We start from the raw sequence: 24,565 nt of genomic DNA on the forward strand, positions 1-24,565 counted from the left end.
CCCGAGGGCCCTTTGGTCGCATTCAACGCGACTATGGGGCCCTCGGGAGCTTTTCCGTCGGTTACTCAGCGGAGCAGGGAGAGGGCGTAGGCGGCGTAGAGGCGACGCCGGAGGACATGGCGTCCTCGTGGTGGACGACCCGGTTCGAGTGGTTGCCGGGCGCATCGGCCTCGTCGACGTCGGGCGGGCACGCGCCGAGCAGCGCGAACGCGCCGGGCACGCGCTGGAGCACGTACGAGAAGTCCTCGCCGCCCATGATCGGCTCGGGCAGCAGCATCGCGTTGTCCTGGCCGAGCACCGTCGCGGCGAGGTCGAGCACGCGCGCCGCCTCGGCCGGGTCGTTGACGGTCGTCGGGTAGCCGGGCGTGAGGTCGAGGTGGATGCGGCAGCCGTGCGCCGCGGCGATGCCCTCGCACACCGACTCGAGTTCCGCGCGCACCTTCGACCGCGCCGCGTCCGACAGCGTGCGCATCGTGCCCTCGAGGAACGCCGTCTCGGGGATGATGTTCGTGGTCGTACCCGCCTCGATGTGGGTCACCGACACCACCACCGGTTCGGTCGCCGCGAACCGCCGCGCGCGCATGGTGTTGAGCGCGCCGACCATCTCCGCGGCCGCCGGGATCGGGTCGCGCGCACCCTCCGGCGCCGACCCGTGCCCGCCCTTGCCGACGACGCGCAGGTGGAAGTCGTCGACCGACGCCATCAGCGGTCCGGGCCGCGTGTACACCTGCCCGCTCGGCAGCGTCGGGAAGATGTGCACCCCGAACGCGTTGGTCACGCGCTCGCCCGCCGCATCGAGCACGCCCTCGTGGATCATGTGCCGCGCGCCGTGCTGGCCCTCCTCGCCGGGCTGGAACATGAACACGACCGATCCGGCGAGGTCGTCGACGTGCCGCGACAGCAGCCGCGCCGCCGACACGAGCATCGCGACGTGCGTGTCGTGCCCGCAGGCGTGCATGACGCCCTCGTTGTCGGAGGCGAACTCCTCCCCGGACTCCTCCGTGAGCGGCAGCGCGTCCATGTCCCCGCGCAGCAACACGGCCGGGCCCGGCTTCGCCCCGCGCAGCACCGCGGTGACCGACGTCGACGAGCGGCCCGTGGTGACCTCCAGCGGCAGGCCCTCGAGCGCCTCGAGGATCAGCTCCTGCGTACGCGGCAGGTGCAGACCGATCTCGGGCTCCCGGTGCAGCCGCCTGCGCAGCGCCACGGTGTCCGGCTGCAGGGCCTTCGCCTCCTCGGCGAGCCGTGGAAGCACCAGGTCAGGAAGGGAGGGGAGCTGTTCGGGTCCGGTCATGTGATCGATCCTGGCACGCGGCGGGCGGGCGCCGCGGCTCCCGGGTACGAAACGGACAGGTCGCTTTCGAGCCGTCACCGAAGGTCACGCGGGTATACGGTGGGCTCTATGCCGGTGGACGAGTCGATCACGGGACTAGCGGTGGCCGTGGTGCGCGAGGACGGTCAGTGGCGATGCAGCGCGCTGGATCAGGCTGCACTCGCCGAGCTCGACGCCGCGATCACGGAGCTGCGCAAGCTGCGTTCGACGGGCGCGGTGTTCGGCCTGTTGGCGGTGGACGACGAGTTCTTCGTCGTCGTCCGGCCGACGCCGAGCGGCGCCCAGCTGTTGGTGTCCGACGCGGCCGCGGCGCTCGACTACGACATCGCCGCCGACGTGCTGGACCTGCTGCGCGCGGAACCGCCGGACGAGGACGACGACACGATCTGGCCCGAGGGCGACCTGGAGATCCTCGCCGACCTCGGCATGCCCGCACCGGAGCTCGAGGTCATCGCGGGCGAGACCGAGCTGTACCCGGACGAGCAGCTGGGCATGATCGCCCAGCGCTGCGGGTTCGGCGAGGAGTTCAACAAGGTCCTCGACGAACTGTGAACCCGGCCGCCGCCGACGAAGCCGCGGTCCGCGAGGCACTCGGATACGCCCGGCGGGCCCGCGGCACCCGGGACGTGCCCATCGGCGCGGCGGTGTTCGCGCCCGACGGCCGGCTCCTCGCGGGCGCGCACAACGCGCGCGAGGACCTCGGCGACCCCACCGCGCACGCCGAGGTGCTGGCGCTGCGCGCCGCGGCCGCCGAGTACGGCGACGGGTGGCGGCTCGCGGGCTGCACCCTCGCGGTGACCGTCGAACCGTGCACGATGTGCGCGGGTGCGCTCGTGCTCGCCCGCGTCGACCGGGTCGTGTTCGGCGCGTGGGAACCGCGCACCGGGGCCGTCGGCTCGCTGTGGGACGTCGTGCGCGACCGGAGGTTGAACCACCGCCCCGAGGTCGTCGGCGGCGTGCTCGCCGACGAGTGCGCCGCGCTGCTCGAGGAGTTCTTCGCAGCGCATCGCGGTGACGACGGCCGAGCCGGACCCCGTGCGATCGGTGAACCCCCGGTGACGTAACCTATTCAGCGGTAGCGTGTCCGAGCGGCCGAAGGAGCGCGACTCGAAATCGCGTGAGGTGAGAGCCTCCGTGGGTTCGAATCCCACCGCTACCGCCAGCCGAAACGGGCGGGTGTTCACCGGGACTTCCCGGCGAGCACCCGCCCGTTCGCTGTTTGCAGGCTGTTCACCCTCCGGACAGGCCCTGATTTCCGGCCACGCCCGATCGGCCCAGCGGTGCGACGAACGGACTCCTCCGCGTTGGGCAACTGACTTCCCGTGCTCACCCGAATGGGCAAGGATGCGTCCGTGACCGCACTCAGCCGCAGAAGCACCCGTGCCGTCTCGGCGTTGGCCGCGACGCTCATGACCGCCTCGCTCGTGTCCGCCGCGCCCGCGCTGGCCGACAACCGCGCCACCGGAAGCGCCGCCGACACCCGGATCACCGACGTCCAGGGCACCGGCCGCATCTCGCCGCTCGTCGGCGAGGCCGTCACCGTGCCGGGCATCGTCACGGCCAAACGCGACTTCGGCAGCGCGCGCGGTTTCTGGGTGCAGGACCCCGACCCCGAACCCGCCGACGAGCGGGCGAGCTCGGCCCTGTTCGTCTACACCGGAGACGAGAGCGCCGACGTCGCCGTGGGCGACGAGCTGTCGGTCAGCGGCGAGGTCACCGAGTACCGACCGGGCGGCGAGGACTCGGCGTACCAGTCGACGACCCAGCTGTCCGAGGCCGAGTGGACGGTCGCCTCCTCCGGCAACGAACTGCCTGCGGCGCAGGAGATCACGCCCGACACCGTCCCGGACGCGCTCGCCCCGGCGGAGGGCAACCTCGACGAGCTGGAACTCCAGCCGGACAAGTACGCCCTAGACTTCTGGGAGTCGCGCGAGGGCGAGCGGGTCACCGTCAGCGACGCGCGGCTGGTGAGCCCCAGCACGCAGTACAACGAGCTGTACGTGACCACCAAGCCCGACGAGAACCCGAGCGCGCGGGGCGGTGCCGTGTACGGCGCCTACGACCGGCCGAACACGGGACTGCTGAAGATCGAGTCGCTGATCCCGTTCGACGAGCGTCCGTTCCCCGAGGCGAACACGGGCGACACGCTGAGCGGCACCACGACCGGACCGGTGGAGTACGACCAGTACGGCGGCTACACGCTGATGGCCACCGAGCTCGGCGAGGTCGTCGACAACGGACTCGAGCGGCAGGTGACGGCCAAGCAGAACCGTGCCGACATGTCCGTGGCGACCTACAACGTGGAGAACCTGGCCGCCACCGACGAGCAGGCCAAGTTCGACGCGCTCGCCGAGGGCGTCGTCCGCAACCTGCGGTCGCCGGACGTCGTGACGCTCGAGGAGATCCAGGACAACAACGGCGCCGACGGCAACGGCGACGGCGTCGTCGAGGCCGACGAGACGCTCGACCGGTTCGTCGAGGCGATCGCCGCCGCGGGCGGGCCGACGTACGAATGGCGCCAGATCGACCCCGAGGACCTCGCCGACGGCGGCCAGCCGGGCGGCAACATCCGCGTCGGCTTCCTGTACAACCCCGACCGGGTGTCGTTTGTGGACCGCGAGGGCGGTGACGCGACGACGCCCGTGGAGGTCGAGAAGTCGCGGTCCGGCACGGCGCAGCTGTCGGTGTCGCCCGGCCGGATCGACCCGGAGAACGAGGCCTGGCTGGAGAGCCGCAAGCCGCTCGTCGGCGAGTTCGAGTTCCGCGGCCGCACGGTGTTCGTCGTCGCGAACCACTTCGCGGCCAAGGGCGGGGACGAGCCGACGCACGGCCGGTTCCAGCCGCCGACGCGGTCGACCGAGGAGCAGCGGCTGCAGCAGGCGCAGGTACTGCGCGGGTTCGTCGACGAGCTGCAGGGTGTGCAGCCGAACGCGAACATCGTGGTCGCGGGCGACCTCAACGACTTCCAGTTCTCGGAGACGCTGGGCACGCTCACCGAGGGCGGTGCGCTGACGTCGCTGATGGACACGTTGCCGGCCGACGAGCAGTACAGCTACGTGTTCGAGGGCAACTCGCAGGTGCTGGACCACATCCTGGTGTCCGACTCGCTGCGGCGCGTCGACTACGACGTGGTGCACATCAACGCCGAGTTCGCCGAGCAGGCCAGCGACCACGACCCCCAGATCGTTCGCTTCCGCCCCTCGGCCCCCACCCCGGCCGGCTGGCCCACCGGTTCCTGAGCCCGCTTGTAAAAGCTCCCGAGGGCCCCATAGTCGCCATCGAGCGCTGCCGCGCGTCAGCGCGTCCTTGAGGGGTGGCGGTCGGGCGACGGGTGGGAGCGACCATGGGGCCTCGGGAGTTACTTGCGGGCGCGCCAGCCGAGGTTCAGGACGGCTTGGGTGAGTTCGTGGTACGCGGGGCGGACGTCCTCGGCGTAGCGGTTCGCGTGGTCGCCCCGGGCCGTCGGGACGGGCGTCGGTTCCTCGCCCACGTCGAGCCACGACAGCCGCGACACGTTGTCCCGCGCCATCGTCCACCAGCGGCGCGCGCGTTCGGCCATCGCCTCCTCCGCCTCGGCCGCCGCCTGCACGTGCTCCTCCGCCGCCGCGATCTCGCCGTGCAGCTGCTGTTCCCGCGCCTGCTCCCAGGCGCGCAGGTCCTCGGCCGCCTTCCGCGCGAGCCCGATGATCTCCTTGTACCGCGCGGCCGCGTCCACGTTCGCGCCGCCGGCGTTCGGGCCGTCCACGTGCTCAGTCATCGACGTCCTCCTCCCTGCGGAACGGGATGACGATCTCCGGGGCGCTGAGGGTCGTGCGGTCGAAGAACAGCGCGCGGTCCGGGCGCGGCGACCAGTGCACGACCTGACCGGCGGCGAGCGGGCCGAGTTCGTTGCCCTGGACGTCGAGTGCGGTCCACGCGCCGATGTCGTCGGTGCCGCCGAACCCGAGCGTGTCCTTCAGCCGTGCGATGCTGCGCCACCAACCCAGCACGTGCACCCCGCGCGCGGGTCCCTGTTTCAGCACGGTCCGCAGGTGGTCGAGGCCGCTGGACCTGCCCGGTTCCTTGGCCTCCAACGCGGGCAGGGCCGCGTCGACGCCGTACAGCACCGCGATCCGGCGGGGTGCGCCCGCGGCGGCCAGTTCGCCCGCCCACGCGGTGACGAGCTCGACGACGGTGTCCGCGGCGACGACGTCGGCCTTGTGACCCTCGGCGTCAGTCGCTCGGCGAGGGCGCGCACCGCGGGTTCGCACCGGTCGACGAGGCAACCCAGGGCGAATTCGACGTCGCCGGGCGCGAACTGGCGCGCCAGCGACGTCGTGGCCGAGTCGAGCACCGACACCGCGTCGCGTTGCGTCGTGCCGAGCACCGCGAGGTTGCGGCCCGGGGAGGTCGACAGTTCGACGCCGTGCGCCACGTCGGCGACGTCGATCGACTGCCCCACGAGGGCGTGCGGCCGGTCGCCCGGGTCCACACGCGACAGTGAGGTGAACGCGGCCGACTCGGCGAGCCGCGGTGCATGCGCACCGTCGAACAGCCGCGGCACGCTCGTCGCGCCGTAGCGCTGCCACAGTTCCCGTTGCAGGGCGGGGAAGACGCCGCCGGAGCTGGCATCGGGCACGTGCGCCAACTGGTTGCCGTGGCCGATTCCGGAGTCGTGGTTGACGACGGCGTGCCAGCGCGGCGCCGCGACGGCGGCCTGGTTGGCCTCGGCCAACACCCGGCGCGCCTTCGGCATCGCGATCCGCAGCGTGCACTGCTCGAACACCGCCGGTTTGCCCCAGAACGCCTCGATGCCCGCGATGTCCTGACTGGCGAGGATCAGGTGGATGCCCTGCGAACGGCCGCGTCGTGCGACGTCCTCGAGCAGCGATGTCGCGAGCGTGGTGACGGTGTCGCGTTCGCCGAACAGGTATTGGAACTCGTCGACCACCGCCACGATGCGCGGCCAGTGTCCCGTGGGGTCCTGTTCGCGCAGCTCCGACAGCGTCGTGACCTCGTGTTCCTTCGCCGCGGCCGAACGCCTGCGCAGTTCGTCGGTGAGGAACCGCAGCAGCGCCAGGCCGAACTCGCGGTCGGTGTTGACGTTGACGCCGACGAGCCGGGCGTGCGGCAGCCAGCTCTCGTCCTTGCGCCCGGGCGCAAGGCCCGCGAACGACACGCCCTCCTTGAAGTCGAGCAGGTACAGCGCGAGCTCGTTCGGCGAGTAGCGCGCGCACAGCGAACCGAGCAGCGCGTACAGGAAGTTCGTCTTGCCCGACCCGCTCGGACCGCCGATCAGCGCGTGCGGCGTCGCGTCGCCGATGACGACGTCGACGGGCTCGCCCTCGTGGAAGCCGACGGGTGCGCGCAGTTCCTCGGCCGACGAGGAGGTGCCGTACTCGGTCGGCAGCAGGTCGGCGAACGTGCGCGGTCCGCCCTGTTTGGTCACCAGCGCCTCGGCGATCCGCGACGTGGCCGCCGACACCTGACCGCCCGGCAGCGGCGGATCGAGGCGCACGGGCAGGTTCGGGCCGGTCATGCTCGTCACGGCCGTGCGGTCGCCGGTGACGTGGACGTTCTCGACGGCGCCGTCGAGCATCGTGGGCACGTCCACCAGGATCAGCGACATGCCGGCCTCGATCGCGCCGGAGGCGACGCGTTTGATGTCGCGGATCTGCTCGGGCTGCAGGTCCTCGCCGTTGCCGTAGAGGACGCCGATGCGCCACGGTTCGAGGCGTTTGCCGGTCGCGGCGCGCATCGCCCGCAGCGACACGTGCCCGGCCTGCATCGTGTACCCGTGGATACGCCGGATGTGGCCCGCGAACTCGTCGAGCAGGTCGGCCAGTCGCGTCGGGTCGTGCACCGTGACGGCGCTGGTGCGGGACAGGGCGTAGAAGTTCGGCAGCACCCCGGTCAGCTGGCCGATGTCCCACAGGTGGATCTTCACCGCGCCCGGTTCGAACGTCGACAGCACGCGCATCAGCATCGTCTCGACCAGTCCGTCCACAGTGGAACGCGTGTTGGGGGCGGACGTGATCGCCAGGTGCGAGGAGTCCAGCAGCGGCACGGCGACGTCGAACGTCGAGTCGGCCGAGCCGTCCACTGTGGCCTCGCCGATCCGCCACAGCTGGGGTGTCGTCAGCCCCGACGCCGTGCCGACGCGGCCCAGCCACTGTCCGGCGGGCGCCGACGCGGAGCCGGGCGCGGTGTCGGCGACCAGCTCGCGCAGCCGCCGCGGACCGGCCGCCCAGTCGGCGTAGAACTGCTCGCGCACGCTGGCCAGCTTGTGCACGACCGCCGCGGTGGCGGGGGTGGACATCCGCGCGGCCAACTCGGGGTCGGCGGCCGCGCGGTCCATGCCGGCGCGCACGACGTCCTGCTCGAGCCGCCGCTGGGCGAGGTCCTGCTCGGCCTGCACCCGGGCGTTGCGGGTGGCCCCGAGTGCGAGGCCGACCTGCCTGCGCAGCGTGTCGAGCGCGCTGACGACGCGGGCTCGTTGCTCCTGGACCCTCCTGCCCATACCCCGCTACAACCTTGCTTCGTATTGGTCGAGAGCCTGCTCGACCCCACCGAGCTGGGTCTTGTGCTCGTCGATCTGGTCGAACGCGCGGGGCAGCTGAGCGGGCAGCCACGGATCGCCCGAGGTGGCGGCGGTGCCGCTCTGGACGTCCAGCAGCGCGCGCCGGTACTCCTCGAGCAGTTCCTTGGCGCGGGCGGCCTCGGCGGCGGCGTCGGTCAGGCTCGACCGGACGAGGTTCAGCGAGGCGTGCAGTTCAGCCAGCGACATGACGGTTGCCTCGACGTCGGCTCTACAGCCGCGCCGCGTAGCCCTCGGTCGAGGAGATGCAGGCCTGGATGGTGCTCTGCGTGCCGGTGATGCCCTGGATGGCCTCGGCGAGCAGCCCGTGGGCCTGGCTGACGTCCTCCTGCGCGCTGCCCTGGGTCGCCATCGCGAGGGTCTGTTGCGCTTCCTCCAGGGTCTGCGCGGCTTGCTGCAGTGCGGCGATGCTGGCGGAAGCCTTCTCGTTCGCGGCGGCGATCCCCGCGCGGATCTCTTCCACTCCGGCCATGGGGCGGGCTCCTTGGGACGAGCTCGGTACGTGTCGCGTCTCAACTTAGCGTGACCAGGCGGTGGCGGGTGTGTGGAGGTGGGCGATATCCGATCACCGTCCGTGGCGAGCGACTGGGCCGAAAGGGATTCGGACTCTCCGACCTCGCAGGAACGGGTCGAACACACCGGCACCCACGGCGGGTTTGCCGCGCGGATGCCTCGGGTACGACCCGGCAGAACGCCCGACCGGGATCGGCTCGCCGAATCCGCTGAAGCGGCCCACCGATCCCGCGGCCGTCGACGACGGTCGTCGCATGTTTCGCGAGGTGCACACCATGACTTCCGACAGTGTCCTGCCCCTTCCCGACTACGACGAGCTGCCGATCACCGCACTGCAGCACCGGATCCGCTCGTTGCCGGCCGAGGACCTCCGGACCCTGCTCGAGCACGAGGAGGCCCACGCCAACCGCGTACCCGTGCTGGAGCTGCTGCGGGCGCGGCAACAGGACCTCGCCGAGGGCGCTGAGCCGTCCGGTGGTGACCAACAGAGCGCGAGCGGAAAGCCGGCGGACACCCGGCACGGATCGGCCGTCTCGCCGGACAGCGCAGCCCGACCGAGCGGCCCGCTGCGCCACGGCGTCGCGGAGCAGACGCCGGGCCGGGACCGGCCGTGAGGCCGGCCGCCACGATGTCCGTGCTCCGGTAGGCACGCAGGCAGCGCGACGCCGGGCGGCCCACGAGGGGCAGCCCGGCGTCGCGCCGTCCGCGGCGGTGCCGCGGGTGATCAGTCCTCGGGGTCGTAGCCGAGGTTGGCCGAGAGCCACTTCTCGGCCTGCTGGAGCGTCCAGCCCTTGCGCTCGGCGTAGTCCTCGACCTGGTCGCGGCCCAGCCGGCCCACCACGAAGTAGCGCGACTCGGGGTGGCTGAAGTAGAAGCCGGACACGGCCGCACCCGGCCACATGGCCATCGACTCGGTGAGCTCGATGCCGGTCGTGCGCTCCACGTCGAGCAGGTCCCACAGGGTCTGCTTCTCGGTGTGCTCCGGGCACGCGGGGTAACCGGGCGCCGGCCGGATGCCGTCGTACTTCTCCTTGATCAGGCCGACGTTGTCCAGCTCCTCGTCGGGGGCGTAGCCCCAGAACTCCTTGCGCACCCGCTCGTGCATCCGCTCGGCGAACGCCTCGGCGAGCCGGTCGGCCAGCGACTCGAGCAGGATCGCGTTGTAGTCGTCGAGCTTGTCCTTGAACTCCTGGACCTTCTGCTGCGAGCCGAGACCCGCGGTGACGGCGAAACCGCCGACCCAGTCCTCGAGGCCGGTGTCCTGGGGCGCCACGAAGTCACCGATGGAGCGGTTCGGCACGCCCTCGCGGTGCTCGCCCTGCTGACGCAGGTTGAACAGCGTCGCGAGCTTCTCCTTGCGCGCGTCGTCGCCGTAGAGCTGGATGTCGTCACCGACCGCGTTGGCGGGGAAGAAGCCGATGACGCCGCTGGCGGTCAGCCACTTCTCCTCGATGATCTTGTCGAGCATCGCCTGCGCGTCGTCGTAGAGCTTGCGCGCGGTCTCGCTGGTCGCCGGGTTGTTGAGGATGTCGGGGAACGAGCCCTTCATCTCCCACGCGTTGAAGAACGGCTGCCAGTCGATGTAGTCGCGCAGCTCGGCGAGGTCGTAGTCGTCGAACGTGTGCACGCCCGGCTTGGCCGGCGCCGGCGGCGTGTAGTTCGACCAGTCGATCGGCGTGCGGTTCTCGCGCGCCTGCTCGAGCGTGACCATCGGCCGGTCCTGCTTGTTGGCGTGCCGGGCGCGCAGCGCGTCGAAATCGGCCTGCACCTCGGCCATCAGCGTCTCGCGCTGTTCGGCGTGCAGCAGCGAGGCCACCACCGGCACCGAACGCGAGGCGTCCTTCACCCACACCACGGGGCCGTCGTACTTCTTGTCGACCTTGACCGCGGTGTGCGCCCGCGAGGTGGTCGCACCGCCGAGCAGCAGCGGCATGTCCAGCTCCTGGCGCTGCATCTCGGAGGCGAAGTTGACCATCTCGTCGAGCGACGGGGTGATCAGACCGGACAGCCCGATGACGTCGGCCTGGTTCTCCTTGGCCGCGTCCAGGATCTGCTGCGCCGGCACCATCACGCCGAGGTCGATGACCTCGTAGTTGTTGCACTGCAGCACGACGCCGACGATGTTCTTGCCGATGTCGTGGACGTCGCCCTTCACGGTCGCGAGCACCACGGTGCCGTTGGTGTCCTTGGCCCCGGTGGTGCCGGCCTCGGCCTTCTCCTGCTCGATGAACGGGATCAGGTACGCCACGGCCTTCTTCATCACCCGGGCGCTCTTGACCACCTGCGGCAGGAACATCTTGCCGGCGCCGAACAGGTCGCCGACGACGTTCATGCCGTCCATCAGCGGACCCTCGATGACCTCGATCGGCCGGCCGCCGCGGTCGGCGATCTGCGCGCGCAGCTCCTCGGTGTCGTCCTCGACGTGTGCGTCGATGCCCTTGACCAGGGCGTGCGTGATCCGCTCGGCCACGGGCAGCGAACGCCACTCGTCCTGGGTGTCCTCCGAGGACGAGCCGTTGCCCTTGTGCTGCTCGGCCAGCTCCAGCAGCCGCTCGGTGGCGGCCTGCGTGTCGTCGGTGCGGTTGAGCACGACGTCCTCGATGGCGTCGCGCAGCTCCTTGTCGACCTCGTCGTACACGGCCAGCGCACCCGCGTTGACGATGCCCATGTCCAGGCCCGCGTCGATGGCGTGGAACAGGAACACCGCGTGGATGGCCTCACGCACCGTGTTGTTACCGCGGAAGGAGAACGACACGTTGGAGATGCCGCCGGAGATCTTCGCGCCCGGCAGGTTCTCCTTGATCCAGCGGGCGCCCTCGATGAAGTCCACGCCGTAGGTGGCGTGCTCCTCGATGCCCGTGGCGACGGCGAAGACGTTCGGGTCGAAGACGATGTCCTCGCGCGGGAAGTCGACCTGGTCGACGAGGATGTCGTACGCGCGCTTGCAGATCTCCTTGCGCCGTTCGAGGTTGTCGGCCTGCCCGTCCTCGTCGAACGCCATCACGACCACGGCCGCGCCGTACTTCTTGCACAGCCGGGCCTGCTCGACGAACTCCTCCTCGCCCGCCTTGAGCGAGATCGAGTTGACGATCGGCTTGCCCTGGACGTTCTTCAGGCCGGCCTCGATGACCTCCCACTTGGAGGAGTCGACCATGATCGGCACGCGGCTGATGTCGGGCTCGGACGCGATCAGCTTGAGGAAGCGGTCCATCGCGGCGACGCCGTCGATCATGCCCTCGTCCATGTTGACGTCGATGACCTGCGCGCCGTTCTCGACCTGCTGCACGGCCACCGACAGGGCGGTGTCGTAGTCGCTGTCCTTGATCAGCTTGCGGAACCGGGCCGAACCGGTGATGTTGGTCCGCTCGCCGACGTTCACGAACAGCGACGAGTTGTCGATGTTGAACGGCTCGAGGCCGGACAGGCGCATCGCCGGTGCGGGCTCGGCGGGCGTGCGCGGCTGCACGCCGTCGGCCGCGTCCTTGACGGCGGCGATGTGCTCGGGCGTGGTGCCGCAGCAGCCACCGAGCACGTTGACCAGGCCCGATTCGGCGAACTCGCGGATCACCGCGGACATCTGCTCGGGCGTCTCGTCGTACTCGCCGAACGCGTTGGGCAGACCGGCGTTCGGGTAGCAGTGCACGAAGCAGTCCGCGATGCGGCTGAGCTCGGCGACGTACTGGCGCATCTCGCCGGCGCCGAGCGCGCAGTTGAGGCCGACCAGCAGCGGGTTGACGTGCCGGATCGAGTTCCAGAACGCCTCGGTGGTCTGGCCGGACAGGGTGCGTCCGGAGGCGTCGGTGATGGTGCCCGACACCATCACCGGCCAGCGGCGGCCACGCTCCTCGAACAGCGTCTCGAGGGCGAAGATGCACGCCTTCGCGTTGAGGGTGTCGAAGATCGTCTCGATCAGCAGCAGGTCGGCGCCACCGTCGACGAGGCCGTTGGCCTGCTGCAGGTAGGCCGTCACCAGGTCGTCGTACGAGACGTTGCGGGCACCGGGGTCGTTGACGTCCGGCGAGATCGACGCCGTCCGGTTCGTCGGCCCCAGTGCACCCGCCACGAACCGCGGACGGTCCGGCGTCGAGTGCTCGTCGGCGGCCGTGCGGGCCAGCCGCGCGCCCTCGTAGTTGAGCTCGTAGACCAGCTCTTCCATCTCGAAGTCGGCCTGCGCGATGGTCGTCGCGCTGAACGTGTTCGTCTCGACGATGTCGGCGCCGGCCGCGAGGAACTGGCGGGTGATGCCGCTGATCAGGTCGGGCTGGGTCAGCGTCAGCAGGTCGCTGTTGCCCTTGACGTCGCAGCCCCAGTCGGCGAACCGTTCGCCGCGGAACTCGGCCTCGCCGGGGGACTGCTGCTGGATCATCGTGCCCATCGCACCGTCGATGATCAGGATCCGCTCACGCAGCAGTGCGGCGAGTTGGTCGGTGCGATCTGGCTGGATGTGGCTCACGCCGTGCCTCCCTGGTCGGAAGGCGTCCTTGTTGCACTTGCCGAGCGTGGCGGGCGATCGGTGGCCCGTTGCAACGCCTCTCGGCCTGCCGCACAGTCTATGCCGTAACGGGTCTCTGAACACGAGCCGTCTGGGAGAAAGATCACCGTCTGGACGATTCGGGTTGCATGGTGTAGCCGCGCGCGAGGCCGGGTGTGGGCGGCGCGCGGGTGGGTGCGCGGGTGGCGGCGTGGCCGGGTGTGCGGCCGTCCGAACAGCGAAAACGCCGGGCGTCCCCGTAGGGCCGCCCGGCGTCCGCGTGCTGGCGGAGGATACGGGATTCGAACCCGTGAGGGCTGTTAACCCAACACGATTTCCAATCGTGCGCCTTAGGCCGCTCGGCCAATCCTCCGCCGAAAAGAGTACAGGACCCAGCGTGACCATCAGTGAGCGGGTGCACCGCTCGGGAGCACCTCCGGGCGGGCGCGGTGGCTGCTCAGCGTGGGGAGGAGGTGAGGTTGGCGAAGGTTTCGACCTGCTCGCGGCGGCCGGCGACGACGAGCAGGTCGTGGCGCTCGACGACGCTGTCCTGCGTGGCGTACGTGAACTTCTCCCCGGGCCGCTTGATGCCGACGACGGTGACGCCGTAGCGCTTGCGGATCGCGGTCTGCCCCAGCGGCACGCCGAGCACGAAGTCCGGTGCGGTGGTCTTGACGAGCGCGTAGTCGTCCTCGAACTCGATGTAATCAAGCATCCGACCGGTGACCAGGTGCGCGACGCGTTCGCCCATGTCGTGCTCGGGCAGCACCACGTGGTGCGCGCCGACGCGTTCGAGAATCCGCCGGTGCCGCCGGTTCGTGGCCTTCGCCCAGATCGTCGGGATGCCGAAGTCGGCCAGTACCGACGTGCTGAGGATGCTCGCCTCGATGTCGTCGCCGATGCACACCACCGCCCGTTCGAACTCCGGCACGCCGAGCTGCGTCAACGCCTCGGGGTCGGTGGTGTCGGCGACCGCGGCGTGCGTCAGGTCGTCGGCGTAGCGCTGCACGATCTTGGGGTCGCGGTCCAGGCCGAGCACCTCGAATCCGCTGCCGACGAGTTCGAACGCCAGCGAGGCCCCGAACCGGCCGAGCCCGACGACCACGACGCGATTGACGTCCTTCGACCTAGCCAACGATGGGCCTCTCTTCCGGCAGTTCGTACCTGCGTGAACGATCGCGCAACGCCAGCGCCGACGCCAGCGTGATCGGCCCGACGCGCCCCAGGAACATCAGCAGCGCCAACAACAGGTGCCCGGCCGTGCCCACCTCGGCCGTGATGCCGGTGGACAGCCCGACCGTCGCGAACGCCGACACCGTCTCGAACAGCACCTGCTCGAGCCGGAACGGCGTGAGCGTGAGCAGCGCGAGCGTGCCGAGCATGACCGCCCCGACGCTGAGCAGCGCGACCGTCAGCGCCTGCCGCTGCACCAGCACGGGGATCTTGCGGCCGAACGCGTGCGTCGACGGTTCGCCCTTGACCTCGGAGTAGATGACGAACGCCAGCAGGACGAACGTCGTCACCTTGATGCCGCCCGCCGTGCCGGCGCTGCCGCCGCCGATGAACATCAGGATGCAGTTGACCAGCAGCGTTCCGGATTCCATCTCGCCGACGTCGACGCTGTTGAAGCCCGCGGTCCGCGGCATCGCCCCGTGGAAGACGCCGGCCATCAGCTTGCCGCCGACGCCGAAGCCGCCGAGTGTCTCCGGGTTGTTCCACTCGGCCGCGGTGATCGCCACCACGCCGACCACCAGCAGCACGGCGCTGGTCACGAGCGTGAGCTTGGTGTGCATCGACCAGCGCACGTGCCGGCGGCGGTGCCGCCACAGCTCGATCCACACCGGGAAGCCCAGACCGCCCGCGGTCATCGCGAGGATCACCGGGACGCAGATCCACGGATCGGTCGCGAACGGCATGAGGCTGTCGGTGTACAGCGCGAATCCCGCGTTGTTGAACGCCGAGATCGCGTGGAACACCCCGTGGTAGATCGCGCGTCCGAGGTCGTAGCCGTACCCGGTCGCGAACCGGACGGTCAGCACGATCGCGACGACGAGCTCCATCAGCAGGGACACCGTGATGACGCCGCGGACGACGCGCCGCACGTCGCCGAGGTCGAGCGCCTTGGTCTCGGTCTGCGCGGTCAGGCGCATCCGCAGTCCGAACCGGCGCGACACGAGCAGGCCCAGCAGCGACGCGGTGGTCATGATGCCGAGGCCGCCCAGCTGGATCAGCCCGAGGATCACCAGCTCGCCGAAGGTCGACCAGTACTCCGGGGTGTCGACGACGATCAGCCCGGTCACGCACAGCGCGGAGACGGCCGTGAACAGCGCCGTGACCGGCCCGGCGGCATCGTCGCCCTCGGTCGATGCGGGCAGGGCCAGCAGCAGCGTGCCGAACGCGGCGGCCGCGGCGAAGCCGAGCACGACGATGCGCGCCGGCTGCCGCCACGTCGGCAACAGTCGCGTCAGCAGGCCGGCGCGCACCACGTCAGGCGCGGTGTTCGGGACGCCCCTCGGCTGCCCACTCGGTGTGGAACGTGCCCTCGGTGTCGACGCGGCGGTACGTGTGGGCGCCGAAGAAGTCGCGCTGACCCTGTACCAACGCCGCGGGCAGCCGCTCGGCGCGCAGCGCGTCGTAGTAGGCGAGAGCCGTCGAGAAGCCCGGCGTGGGGATGCCGAGCCGGACGGCGGTCGAGACCACCGAACGCCACGCGTCCTGCGCCTCCTCGACCGCGGCGCGGAAACCACCGCTGGTCAACAGCGTCTGCAGACCCGGCTCGGCCGCGTACGCGGCGCGGATGTCGTCGAGGAACCGGGCGCGGATGATGCACCCGTCGCGCCAGATCGACGCGACCGTGCCGAGGTCGATGTCCCAGCCGTACTCGGCGCCGCCGGCGAGGATCTGGTTGAAGCCCTGCGCGTAGGCGACCACCTTGGACGCGTACAGCGCCTGCTCGACGTCGTCGGCGAACCGCTCGGCGTCCGAACCGGACAGCTTCGGCGCCCGAGCGGGGCCCTCGAGTCCGCGGGCGGCCGCGCGCAGGTCGGCGTGCCCGGACAGCGACCGCGCGAACGTCGCCTCGGCGATGCCCGTGATCGGCTGGCCGAGGTCCAGACCGATCTGCACGGTCCACCGGCCGGTGCCCTTCTGCTCGGCCTGGTCGGCGACGATGTCGACGAACGGTTTGCCGGTCGCGGCGTCGACGTGGCCGAGCACGTCGGCGGTGATCTCGATGAGGTACGACTCCAGCCGGCCCGTGTTCCACGTCCGGAACACCTCGGCGATCTGCGCCGGTTCGTAGCCCGCGGCCCCGCGGAGCAGGTCGAACGACTCCGCGATCAGCTGCATGTCGGCGTACTCGATGCCGTTGTGCACCATCTTGACGAAGTGCCCCGCGCCGTCCGGTCCGATGTGGGCACAGCACGGCTGCCCGTCGACCTGCGCGGAGATGCTCTCCAGCAACGGCCCCAGCGATTCGTACGACTCGGCCGAACCACCCGGCATGATGCTCGGCCCGTGCAGCGCACCCTCCTCGCCGCCGGACACGCCCGTGCCGACGAAGTGCAGCCCGCGTTCGCGCAGCGCCGCCTCCCTGCGCCGGGTGTCGGCGAAGTGCGCGTTGCCCGCGTCGACGATCACGTCACCCGGTTCGAGCAGCGGGGCGAACTCCTCGATCACCGCGTCCGTCGGCGCTCCCGCCTTGACCATGACGACCAGCTTGCGCGGCCGTTCCAGGGAGTCGACGAACTGCTGGGCCGAGTACGTCGGGACGAAGTCACCCTCGTCGCCGAACTGCTCGACCAGCTCTTTCGTCCGTGCTTCCGACCTGTTGTGGAGTGCGACAGTGTGCCCGCGGCGGGCCAGATTGCGCGCCAGGTTGCGACCCATGACGGCAAGTCCGGTCACGCCGATGTCGGCGTTCTTCGTCATGTCACGGACCCTACTCCGACCTCGGGTTTTGGGGCAGCGGACGAAAACGGTAACGTTTGCGCCGCCATGGCCAGTACCGTGACCTCCCGCCGCAAGCAGCTCGGTAACGAGTTGCGGCATGCGCGCACCAGCTCAGGGATGACGCAGCAGCAGGTCGCGGAGATCCTCGGCTGTACCCAGGGCAAGGTCAACAAGATCGAATCGGGCGCCGTCGGGGCCAAGCTCGGCGACGTGCGCACGATGATCGACGCCTACGGCGTGGCCGGCGAAGAGGCCGATACGCTGCTGAATCTCGCCCGGGCCGCCGCCGGGCAGCGCGGCCACTGGTCCGGGTACCGCTCAGTGGTACCGCACTGGTTCCGGACCTTCACCGACCTCGAACCCGCCGCGGCCGAGATCCTCACCTGGCACGGTGAACGCATCCCCGGTCCGCTGCAGTCCGAGCACTACATGCTCAAGCAGTTCACCGAGTTCGGCGCGGGCGACATCACCTCGCTCGTGCGCAACCGCCTCGACCGCAAGGCGGTCTTCGACCAGGAGCAGCCGCCGTACTACCGGTTCATCCTCTCCGAGGCGGCGCTGCGCAGGGCACCGGGCGGCCGGGCACCCGGCGTGATGCTCGACCAGATGGAACACCTCATCGAGCTGGACCGGCGCAGTCGCGTGTACGTCCACGTGCTGCCGTTCGACGCCAAGCTCGCCGCCGTGCCCAACGACTTCACGATCATGCGCTTCCCCGACCGCACCCGCGACTTCGTGTACGTCGAGCACTCCGCGGGCGGGATCTACCTGGACGACATGAAGGACTTCCAGATCTTCGTCGACTCCTGGGACCGGCTGCGCGGCGCCGCACTCGAACGCAACGAGACGCGCGAGTTCGTCCAGGACCTCGCCGCCGAGTACCGCTCCCAGCTCGTCACCTGACCACCACCGCCGGCACGCCGTGCCGATCTGGGGATCGGTCTGTGGAAATGCTCCCGAGGCCCCATAGTCGCGTTCAACGCGACTATCCTCGGGAGCATTGTGGTGGGGACCGGGGGCGTCGGAGGGTCCGCTCAGAGGCGGACGACGTAGCGCGAGGTGAGCCTGCGGTCGTCGATCGCCATCCCGGCCAGATCGGAGACGTCCGCGGCGGAGTCGGAGTCGGCGCCCGGCCTGCTGATGACGAGACCCGGGGCGAAGCGCCGCAGTTTGCGCTGCACGGGCACCTTCGGTGCGGCATCGCCGCCCGTGCCCCGCTCCGTACCCGACGCGTGCGCTCGAGTCATCTCCAGCCGTACGGCCATCTGCACTCACCCCCGCCTGTGCTGCGGTTTCGCTCTGGACCTGTGGTGTCCCTCGCAAGCTGACGGCCCGGGGTCGACCCGCCGTTCAGCGTTAGGAATAATCCTAGGAGGGGATTAATCATGGTGTCGACCGGCTGATGTGAAGTTCCCACGGATGGACGCACGCTTCCGTCGGTCAGACATCGACACACAGGTGAGAACCGGAGACGCAAGGCAGAATCGGAGCCGGCAACGGGTGCCGACCTGCACCGCGAGCGGTACGGAGGTGGAGATGGCCGACCACACAGTTGAAGAGGATTATTACGACCCCGCAACCGCGTCGAGCAGGTTCGACCCGATCGGATGGACGAAGTCCTTCGCCAGCGAACCCAACGGAGGCAACTGCGTCGAAGTGAACTTCGGCGACCGCACCGGTGACGGCCATGTGGGTGTCCGCGACACCAAGCTGGACGACAGCCCCGTATTCATGTTCACCCGCGGTGAATGGAGCGCCTTCCTGACCGCCGTCAAAGCAGGCCAATTCGACCTGCCCACATGACCCGGCCCCGCTCGAGGCCCCGGTTCGAGCCCGGGGCCGCCAGGCCGTAGACTGAACAGCGGACCCCCGCGGCGTCCACCCTGTGAACCTCCCCAGGGCCGGAAGGCAGCAAGGATAAGCAGGCTCTGACGGGTGCGGGGGTCCCCTGTTTGTCTTGGGCTTCGCCTTCACCCGTGTGCCGTGTCAGCAATCCACGTCGCTGTGTCAGCAATCTGCGCGGGCGTGTCAGCAATCTGCGTCGCTGTGTTGGCGGTCGGGGTGACCGTTATGAACTAAAAGGGTGGGTCCGTGGTTCGGGGTGCTTAGCATCCGATCCGCGCAACGGTGCGCAGATCCCAGGAGGCTGCCATGCCGACCACACCATCGGCCTGCCGAATCCCCACCACACCGACCACTCGCCGCAACGGACTGCGATACGGGACCGCACTCGCCGTCCTCATCGGATCCGTCATCGCGCCCACACCCGCCGCCGCGGCAACGGACCCACCCGCACCCACCGAATGTCCGGCCGACATCGCCGCCCACGCCACGTGCTACCAGGGCAAGGACACCAACGGGGCCTACTACACGATCGCCGTCCCCCACGACTGGAACGGCGCACTCGTCATGCACTCCCACGGCGGCCCCGACCTCGAACCCGCCGAATCCGACCCCCAACGCAGCGCCGACGACCTCGAACGCTGGACCGTCATGGTCGACGAGGCTACGCCTGGGCCGGATCGTCCTACCGCCGCGGCGGCTACGGCGTCCGCATGGCCGTCGAGGACACCGAGAACCTCCGTCAGCTGTTCCTCGACCACGTCGGCCAACCACGACAGACCTACATCCACGGCCAATCCTGGGGCGGCAACATCGCCGCCAAGATCGCCGAGGTCGACGCCGCCCGACCCCAACCCGCCTACGACGGCGCCCTGCTCACCAACGGACTCGTCGCAGGCGCTCCCGCGGCTACGACTACCGCGTCGACCTCCGCGTGATCTACCAGTACTACTGCGGAAACCACCCGCGCCCCACCGAACCGCAGTATCCACTGTGGATGGGCCTGCCCAAGGACTCCGACCTGACGTCCGACGACGTCCGCGACCGGCTCCGGGAATGCACCGGCTACGCAGCCGAACCCGGCGAACGCACCGCCGACCAACAACAGCGCCTCGACGACATCCTCGCCGTGACCCGCATCCCGGAGCAGTCCCTGGCAGCCCACCTCAACTGGGCGACCTTCACGTTCCGCGACATCGTCCACAACAGACTTGACGGACGGAACCCCTTCGGCAACAGGGGTGTCCGGTACAGCGGATCCGGCGACGACAGGGCGCTCAACATCGGCGTCCAACGGTTCTCCGCCGACGAATCGGCCCGCCGCGACCTGTCCTACGACAGCGACCTCACCGGCGCCGTGTCGATGCCCGTGCTCACCCTGCACGCCATCGGCGACCCGACCGTGTACGTCGAGCACGAATCGGCGTACCGCGCCGGCCTCGAGGGCGCGGGCACCGACCAGCACCTCGTGCAGACGTTCACCTCCGAGAGCGACCACAGCGGACTCAGCGACGCCGAGTACGCCACATCGATGGCGGCCCTGTCGACCTGGGCAACCACCGGTCGCAAACCCACCGCACGGTTGATCGCGGACACGTGTCCCGCCTTCGACGCGACCTACGGAACCGGCTGCTTCTACGAACCCGACTACCGCCCCGGCGACTACGCCGACAAGGTGTACCCGCGCCCGGGCGGGCACACCTGGCCCGCGCTCACCGCCGAACGCGAGGAGAAGTGGAGCAAGCGGCCGGGAATCGGCATCCGACCCTGACGCCTGCGCACACGAACGCGGCGTGGATCGTCCATACCGGACGGTCCACGCCGCGTTCGACGTGTCGTGGTCGGTCTACAACGTGATGCCCAGCGCCCAGCCGCCCAGCAGCATCCCGGCGGCGGTGATCAGCACGACGCGACGAGGTTCAGCCAGACACCGGCCCGCACCATCTGGCCCATCGTCACGTAGCCGGAACCGAACACGATCGCGTTCGGAGGAGTGCCGACCGGCATCATGAAACTGCAGGTCGCCGCGAACGCGGCGGGCACGAGCAGCAACAGCGGGTCGATGCCGATGCCCACGGCGACGCCGCCGAGCACGGGCAGGAACGTCGCCGCGGTCGCCGTGTTGCTGGTCAGTTCGGTCAGCAGCAACACGATCAGGCACACGGCGGCCACGAGCACGACCGTCGGCAGCACACCGAGCCCGCCGACCTGGCTGCCGATGTAGTCGCTGAGCTCGGTCTCCTGCACGGCGGCCGCGAGGCTCAACCCGCCGCCGAACAGCAACAGCACGCCCCACGGCACGCCGGACTGCGCGCTGCGCCAGTCCATCGCCATCGACGGGCTGTCCTTGCGCATCGACACCGGGATCATGAACAGCGCGATGGCCGCGCCGATCGCGATGATGGCGTCGTCGAGGTTCGCGACGAACGGCAGGACCGACGTGAGCGCCTCCCATTCGGTCAGCGGCTCCCGGAACACCCACAACAGCGCGGTGCACACGAAGACGATCAGCACCGTCCACTCACCGCGCGACATCGGGCCGAGCTTGTCCAATTCGGACCGGATGACGTCCTTGCCGCCGACCACGTCGGTCAGCTTCGTCGGGTAGATGACGCGCGTCAGCAGCAGCCACGCGATGACCAGGAACACCGCCGACAGCGGCACGCCGATCTTCATCCAGTCGGCGAAGCCGATCGTCACGTTGTCGTAGGCGTTCTCCACGAATCCGGCGAGGATGAGGTTCGGCGGGCTGCCGATCAACGTCGCGAGTCCGCCGATGGTGGCGGCGAACGCGATCGCGAGCATCAGGCAGGTCGCGAAGTTCTTCGTGTCCTTGTCGGCGAACATCTCCGACACCGGGCCGCCGCCGGAATCGGCCTCATCACCGCCGGACGCCGATCCCTTGGCCGCGACGAGCGCGAGGATGCTGATGCCGATCGGCAGCATCATCAGCGTGGTCGCCGTGTTGCTGACCCACATCGACAGGAACGCCGTCGCCACCATCGCGCCGAGGATGAGCTGCCGCGGCTTCGTCCCGATGATCGTCATGACGACCAGGGCGATGCGTTTGTGCAGGTTCCACTTCTGCATGGCGAGCGCGATGACGAACCCGCCCAGGAACAGGAACACCGTGTCGGCCGCGTACGGCGCGGTCGCGGCGTCCAGTTCGAGGATGCCCGCCAGGGGGAACGCCACAAGGGGCACGAGCGAGGTCACCGCGAGCGGCAGCGCCTCGGTCATCCACCACACGGCCATGACGATCGCGATCGCCGCGGTCGTCCGTGCGGCGTCGGACAGGGCCTCGTCCTGCGGCAGCAGCAGGTAGACCGCCAGTCCCAGGGCCGGGCCGAGCAGCCGGCCGATCCAGATCCGGCGTTGGGACAGTTGGCTCTCGTCCGCGCCGGGGCGTGGCCCCGCCGCGGGCGCGGCTCCGGTCCGCGCTTCGTCGAGCGGAGTTGGCATCGTTGCCTCCGATTGATCGTCACTGATGGCGGCGTCGAAGGTGACACGACTCACGGCGAATGTCCCCCTTTTGTGCGTATTGGTCGCAGCCGTCTGGTTCGCGCGCGTTCGTGGGTGTAGCCGGGTTCCGGCGGTGGGGCTCGGCGGCGGCGTGCGGTGTCGGCGGGGATCGGTACGCTCGCTGCGTGGCTCTCGCGCTGTACCGCAAGTACCGGCCCTCGACCTTCGCGGAGGTCGTGGGGCAGGAGCACGTCACCGAACCGCTCCGCACCGCCCTCGCGGCCGGTCGGATCAACCACGCCTACCTGTTCTCGGGTCCGCGCGGCTGCGGCAAGACGTCCAGCGCACGCATCATGGCGCGCTCGCTCAACTGCGAGCAGGGCCCGACCGCCGACCCGTGCGGCGAGTGCGGCCCGTGCCGCGCGCTGGCCCCCGAAGGCCCCGGCAGTGTCGACGTCACCGAACTCGACGCCGCCAGCCACGGCGGTGTCGACGACGCCCGTGAGCTGCGCGACCGCGCCTTCTACGCACCCGCCGAGTCGCGGTACCGCGTGTTCATCATCGACGAGGCCCACATGGTCACGACGCAGGGTTTCAACGCCCTGCTGAAGATCGTCGAGGAGCCGCCGGAACACCTCATCTTCATCTTCGCGACGACCGAGCCGGACAAGGTGCTCACGACGATCCGGTCGCGGACACACCACTACCCGTTCCGGCTCATCCCGCCGACGTCGATGCGCGAGCTGCTCGAGCGCAACGTGGCCGCGGAGGGCATCGCGGTCGAACCGGCCGTGTACCCCCTCGTCGTGCGCGCGGGCGGCGGATCGGCCCGTGACACGCAGTCCGTGCTGGACCAGCTGCTCGCCGGCGCCGGACCCGACGGCGTCACCTACGACCGCGCCGTCGCGCTCCTCGGCGTCACCGACTCCGCCCTGATCGACGCGATGGTCGACGCCCTGGCCGCCGACGACCACCAGGGCGTGTTCGGCACCATCGACCAGCTCGCCGAGGCGGGCCACGACCCGCGCCGCTTCGCCAGCGACCTGCTCGACCGGTTCCGCGACCTCATCCTGCTCCGCTCGGTGCCCGACGCCGCGAGCCGCGGCATGGTCGCCGCGCCGGAGGAGGAACTCAACCGCATGGTCGCGCAGGCCGAGCGGGTCAGGCCCGGCACGCTCACCCGCTACGCCGAGCTGCTGCACGGCGGACTGCTCGAGATGCGCGGCGCCACCGCCCCGCGACTGCTGCTCGAACTCCTCGCCGCGCGCATGCTGCTGCCCGAGGTCGCCGACGACGAGGGCGCCGTGCTCCAGCGGGTCGAACGGCTCGAACGGCGGATGACCGCCGGTGGTGCGGCTCCGTCCGGTGGCGGTGCCGGTGCGGCTGGTGCTGATGCTGCCGCGCCGTACCGGAGCGGACGTTCGAGCGGCCCTCGCAGCGGACGCCCGAGGCAGCTCCGGGACTGGCGGCTGCTTCGGGTTCGGTGGCTGCTTCGGAGGCGACCGCGCCCGCCGGGGCGACGGCGCCCGCTGCTCCGGCCGCGGCGGCGAACGAGCCTGCCGCTGCCGAGTCGGCGAGTGCGGCCCCGGCTCCGGCGAACGCGGCTCCGGCGACTTCGGCTCCGGTGAATGCGGCTCCGCCGGCTGCCGAGGCGCAGCCGGCCGCGGCCGCAGCGGGGTCGGCGGCCGCCGACCCGCCGCCGGAGTCCGGTTCGGAGGGGTCGTCGAGTCAGCCGGGTGCGGTCGATGCGGCTGCGCTCCGGCAGTACTGGCCGCAGCTGCTCGGTGCGGTGCGCAAGGCCAGCCGCAGCACCGAGGCGATGCTGACCAACGCGACCGTGCACAGCGTCGAGGGCAACGGCGTGACGCTCACGCACACCGCCGAGCCGTTGGCGCGCAGGCTGTCGGAACCGCGGAATGCGGACTGCATCGCGGCCGCGTTGGGCGAGCTGCTCGGGGGGCAGTGGCAGGTCCGCTGTCTGCACACGAGTGCCGTCCAGGGGTCGGCCCCGGCGAAGGCGGCCGCACAGTCCGCGGCGCCGAGCGCACCGCCGAAGCCGCCGCAGAACGGCCCGACCGGCGCGGCGAATGCCGGATCCGCGAGTGCTGAGGCTCCCGCGCGGCCGGACCCGCAGCAGGCGCCGCCGCGACCGGCGTCGGAATCGGAGTCCCCGGCCGCGGGATCGGCCGGCGGAACCGCGTCGGCAGAGTCGTCGCAGTCGGCGCCGGAGCGTCCGGCGGGCCCGAAGGTGACGACGACGGAACCCGACATCCCGTTGCCGCCGGAACCCGAGGACGACGAGTACGGCGCCCCGGAAGCCGCACCCCCGAGGTCGGATGCAGCGGGCCCCGGTACGCCGGGGTCGTCGGCGGGCCCGGCTCAGTCAGGGTCATCGCACGCGGGCTCGGCACAGTCG

17 protein-coding genes, 2 tRNA genes, 1 other RNA gene and 3 pseudogenes are annotated in these 24,565 nt (G+C 70.4%); 11 read left to right on the forward strand and 12 right to left on the reverse strand.

Features of this window, described 5'->3' with window-relative positions; genetic code table 11:
• Window positions 1–65: 65 nt before the first annotated feature.
• A pseudogene (locus tag BJF85_RS11080) lies at window positions 66–1,294 on the reverse strand (M20 family metallopeptidase).
• 108 nt (window positions 1,295–1,402) lie between these two features.
• Between BJF85_RS11080 and BJF85_RS11085 the strand changes: the two are divergent.
• The 4 genes from BJF85_RS11085 (at window position 1,403) to BJF85_RS11100 (ending at window position 4,572) form a co-directional block, all read left to right on the forward strand.
• Window positions 1,403–1,885 carry a tRNA adenosine deaminase-associated protein gene (locus BJF85_RS11085; protein WP_075847134.1) on the forward strand — a complete coding sequence of 161 codons (483 nt, stop codon included), beginning with the start codon at window positions 1,403–1,405 and terminating at the stop codon, window positions 1,883–1,885.
• Complete coding sequence (locus BJF85_RS11090; RefSeq protein ID WP_075847136.1) at window positions 1,882–2,397, forward strand: nucleoside deaminase; 516 nt, start codon at window positions 1,882–1,884, stop codon at window positions 2,395–2,397. The genes BJF85_RS11085 and BJF85_RS11090 overlap by 4 nt, the downstream gene beginning before the upstream one ends.
• 10 nt (window positions 2,398–2,407) lie before the next feature.
• Window positions 2,408–2,495, forward strand: a tRNA-Ser gene (locus BJF85_RS11095).
• Window positions 2,496–2,667: 172 nt separating this feature from the next.
• The gene (locus BJF85_RS11100) at window positions 2,668–4,572 is read left to right on the forward strand and encodes an endonuclease/exonuclease/phosphatase family protein (RefSeq protein WP_083666237.1); all 1,905 of its coding nucleotides are present in this window, start codon (window positions 2,668–2,670) and stop codon (window positions 4,570–4,572) included.
• Between the two features lie 119 nt (window positions 4,573–4,691).
• Here the strand turns inward: BJF85_RS11100 and BJF85_RS11105 are convergent, their stop codons facing one another.
• From BJF85_RS11105 to BJF85_RS11120, 4 genes and pseudogenes are all read right to left on the reverse strand, one after another.
• Window positions 4,692–5,090: a hypothetical protein gene (locus BJF85_RS11105; protein ID WP_075847138.1), complete on the reverse strand. Its 399-nt coding sequence runs from the start codon at window positions 5,088–5,090 to the stop codon at window positions 4,692–4,694.
• Window positions 5,083–7,832: pseudogene (locus tag BJF85_RS11110) on the reverse strand (FtsK/SpoIIIE domain-containing protein). The gene BJF85_RS11105 and the pseudogene BJF85_RS11110 overlap by 8 nt, the downstream one beginning before the upstream one ends.
• 6 nt (window positions 7,833–7,838) lie before the next feature.
• Window positions 7,839–8,099: a hypothetical protein gene (locus BJF85_RS11115; protein WP_075847140.1), complete on the reverse strand. Its 261-nt coding sequence runs from the start codon at window positions 8,097–8,099 to the stop codon at window positions 7,839–7,841.
• A gap of 22 nt (window positions 8,100–8,121) precedes the next feature.
• On the reverse strand, window positions 8,122–8,382 hold the full coding sequence (locus tag BJF85_RS11120; protein WP_030532094.1) for a hypothetical protein: 261 nt from the start codon (window positions 8,380–8,382) through the stop codon (window positions 8,122–8,124).
• A 316-nt stretch (window positions 8,383–8,698) separates the two neighbouring features.
• Here BJF85_RS11120 and BJF85_RS11125 point away from each other — a divergent pair, with 316 nt between their 5' ends.
• Window positions 8,699–9,037, forward strand: a complete 339-nt coding sequence (locus BJF85_RS11125) for a hypothetical protein (RefSeq protein WP_075847174.1) — start codon at window positions 8,699–8,701, stop codon at window positions 9,035–9,037.
• A 110-nt stretch (window positions 9,038–9,147) separates the two neighbouring features.
• Here the strand turns inward: BJF85_RS11125 and metH are convergent, their stop codons facing one another.
• The 5 genes from metH to gndA form a co-directional block, all read right to left on the reverse strand.
• Window positions 9,148–12,867, reverse strand: a complete 3,720-nt coding sequence (gene metH, locus BJF85_RS11130) for a methionine synthase (RefSeq protein ID WP_222844529.1) — start codon at window positions 12,865–12,867, stop codon at window positions 9,148–9,150.
• Between the two features lie 311 nt (window positions 12,868–13,178).
• Window positions 13,179–13,267 (reverse strand) — tRNA-Ser (locus BJF85_RS11135).
• An 84-nt stretch (window positions 13,268–13,351) separates the two neighbouring features.
• Window positions 13,352–14,029, reverse strand: a complete 678-nt coding sequence (locus tag BJF85_RS11140; RefSeq protein WP_255375556.1) for a TrkA family potassium uptake protein — start codon at window positions 14,027–14,029, stop codon at window positions 13,352–13,354.
• Complete coding sequence (locus BJF85_RS11145) at window positions 14,022–15,377, reverse strand: TrkH family potassium uptake protein (RefSeq protein WP_075847176.1); 1,356 nt, start codon at window positions 15,375–15,377, stop codon at window positions 14,022–14,024. Before BJF85_RS11145 ends, BJF85_RS11140 begins: the two co-directional genes overlap by 8 nt.
• Before the next feature lie 4 nt (window positions 15,378–15,381).
• Window positions 15,382–16,824 (reverse strand): NADP-dependent phosphogluconate dehydrogenase, encoded by a 1,443-nt coding sequence (gene gndA, locus BJF85_RS11150; protein WP_075847146.1) that lies wholly within the window; start codon window positions 16,822–16,824, stop codon window positions 15,382–15,384.
• 66 nt (window positions 16,825–16,890) lie between these two features.
• Between gndA and BJF85_RS11155 the strand changes: the two genes are divergently transcribed.
• Complete coding sequence (locus BJF85_RS11155) at window positions 16,891–17,748, forward strand: helix-turn-helix transcriptional regulator (RefSeq protein ID WP_075847148.1); 858 nt, start codon at window positions 16,891–16,893, stop codon at window positions 17,746–17,748.
• Window positions 17,749–17,879: 131 nt separating this feature from the next.
• On the opposite strand, the gene BJF85_RS11160 is transcribed toward BJF85_RS11155, so the two are convergent.
• Entirely contained in the window at window positions 17,880–18,092 is a 213-nt protein-coding gene (locus BJF85_RS11160; RefSeq protein WP_222844526.1) for a hypothetical protein, read from the reverse strand.
• A gap of 289 nt (window positions 18,093–18,381) precedes the next feature.
• On the opposite strand from BJF85_RS11160, the gene BJF85_RS11165 reads away from it, so the two are divergent.
• The 4 genes from BJF85_RS11165 (at window position 18,382) to BJF85_RS28920 (ending at window position 20,458) form a co-directional block, all read left to right on the forward strand.
• The gene (locus BJF85_RS11165; protein ID WP_075847178.1) at window positions 18,382–18,648 is read left to right on the forward strand and encodes a DUF397 domain-containing protein; all 267 of its coding nucleotides are present in this window, start codon (window positions 18,382–18,384) and stop codon (window positions 18,646–18,648) included.
• Window positions 18,649–18,703: 55 nt separating this feature from the next.
• An RNA gene (gene ffs / locus BJF85_RS11170) (signal recognition particle sRNA small type) lies at window positions 18,704–18,800 on the forward strand.
• 600 nt (window positions 18,801–19,400) lie between these two features.
• The gene (locus BJF85_RS28915) at window positions 19,401–19,625 is read left to right on the forward strand and encodes a hypothetical protein (protein ID WP_222844527.1); all 225 of its coding nucleotides are present in this window, start codon (window positions 19,401–19,403) and stop codon (window positions 19,623–19,625) included.
• Window positions 19,622–20,458, forward strand: coding sequence for a hypothetical protein (locus tag BJF85_RS28920; RefSeq protein ID WP_222844528.1), 837 nt, complete (start codon window positions 19,622–19,624; stop codon window positions 20,456–20,458). Before BJF85_RS28915 ends, BJF85_RS28920 begins: the two co-directional genes overlap by 4 nt.
• Before the next feature lie 128 nt (window positions 20,459–20,586).
• Here BJF85_RS28920 and BJF85_RS11180 read toward each other — a convergent pair whose 3' ends face one another.
• Window positions 20,587–22,149 carry an SLC13 family permease gene (locus tag BJF85_RS11180; RefSeq protein WP_255375557.1) on the reverse strand — a complete coding sequence of 521 codons (1,563 nt, stop codon included), beginning with the start codon at window positions 22,147–22,149 and terminating at the stop codon, window positions 20,587–20,589.
• A gap of 185 nt (window positions 22,150–22,334) precedes the next feature.
• Between BJF85_RS11180 and BJF85_RS28425 the strand changes: the two are divergent.
• Window positions 22,335–24,475: pseudogene (locus BJF85_RS28425) on the forward strand (DNA polymerase III subunit gamma and tau); the annotation flags it as partial.
• Between the last annotated feature and the right edge of the window lie 90 nt (window positions 24,476–24,565).

It is taken from the genome of Saccharomonospora sp. CUA-673, from assembly GCF_001942305.1.
Taxonomy (GTDB): domain Bacteria; phylum Actinomycetota; class Actinomycetes; order Mycobacteriales; family Pseudonocardiaceae; genus Prauserella.

Coding starts and splice junctions, on each gene's coding strand:
- BJF85_RS11085 (WP_075847134.1), top strand. CDS start 1,403: ATGCCGGTGGACGAGTCGATCACGGGACTAGCGGTGGCCGTGGTGCGC.
- BJF85_RS11100 (WP_083666237.1), top strand. CDS start 2,668: ATGGGCAAGGATGCGTCCGTGACCGCACTCAGCCGCAGAAGCACCCGT.
- BJF85_RS11105 (WP_075847138.1), bottom strand. CDS start 5,090: ATGACTGAGCACGTGGACGGCCCGAACGCCGGCGGCGCGAACGTGGAC.
- BJF85_RS11115 (WP_075847140.1), bottom strand. CDS start 8,099: ATGTCGCTGGCTGAACTGCACGCCTCGCTGAACCTCGTCCGGTCGAGC.
- BJF85_RS11120 (WP_030532094.1), bottom strand. CDS start 8,382: ATGGCCGGAGTGGAAGAGATCCGCGCGGGGATCGCCGCCGCGAACGAG.
- BJF85_RS11125 (WP_075847174.1), top strand. CDS start 8,699: ATGACTTCCGACAGTGTCCTGCCCCTTCCCGACTACGACGAGCTGCCG.
- gndA (WP_075847146.1), bottom strand. CDS start 16,824: ATGACGAAGAACGCCGACATCGGCGTGACCGGACTTGCCGTCATGGGT.
- BJF85_RS11155 (WP_075847148.1), top strand. CDS start 16,891: ATGGCCAGTACCGTGACCTCCCGCCGCAAGCAGCTCGGTAACGAGTTG.
- BJF85_RS11160 (WP_222844526.1), bottom strand. CDS start 18,092: ATGACTCGAGCGCACGCGTCGGGTACGGAGCGGGGCACGGGCGGCGAT.
- BJF85_RS11165 (WP_075847178.1), top strand. CDS start 18,382: ATGGCCGACCACACAGTTGAAGAGGATTATTACGACCCCGCAACCGCG.
- BJF85_RS28915 (WP_222844527.1), top strand. CDS start 19,401: ATGGCCGTCGAGGACACCGAGAACCTCCGTCAGCTGTTCCTCGACCAC.
- BJF85_RS11180 (WP_255375557.1), bottom strand. CDS start 22,149: ATGCCAACTCCGCTCGACGAAGCGCGGACCGGAGCCGCGCCCGCGGCG.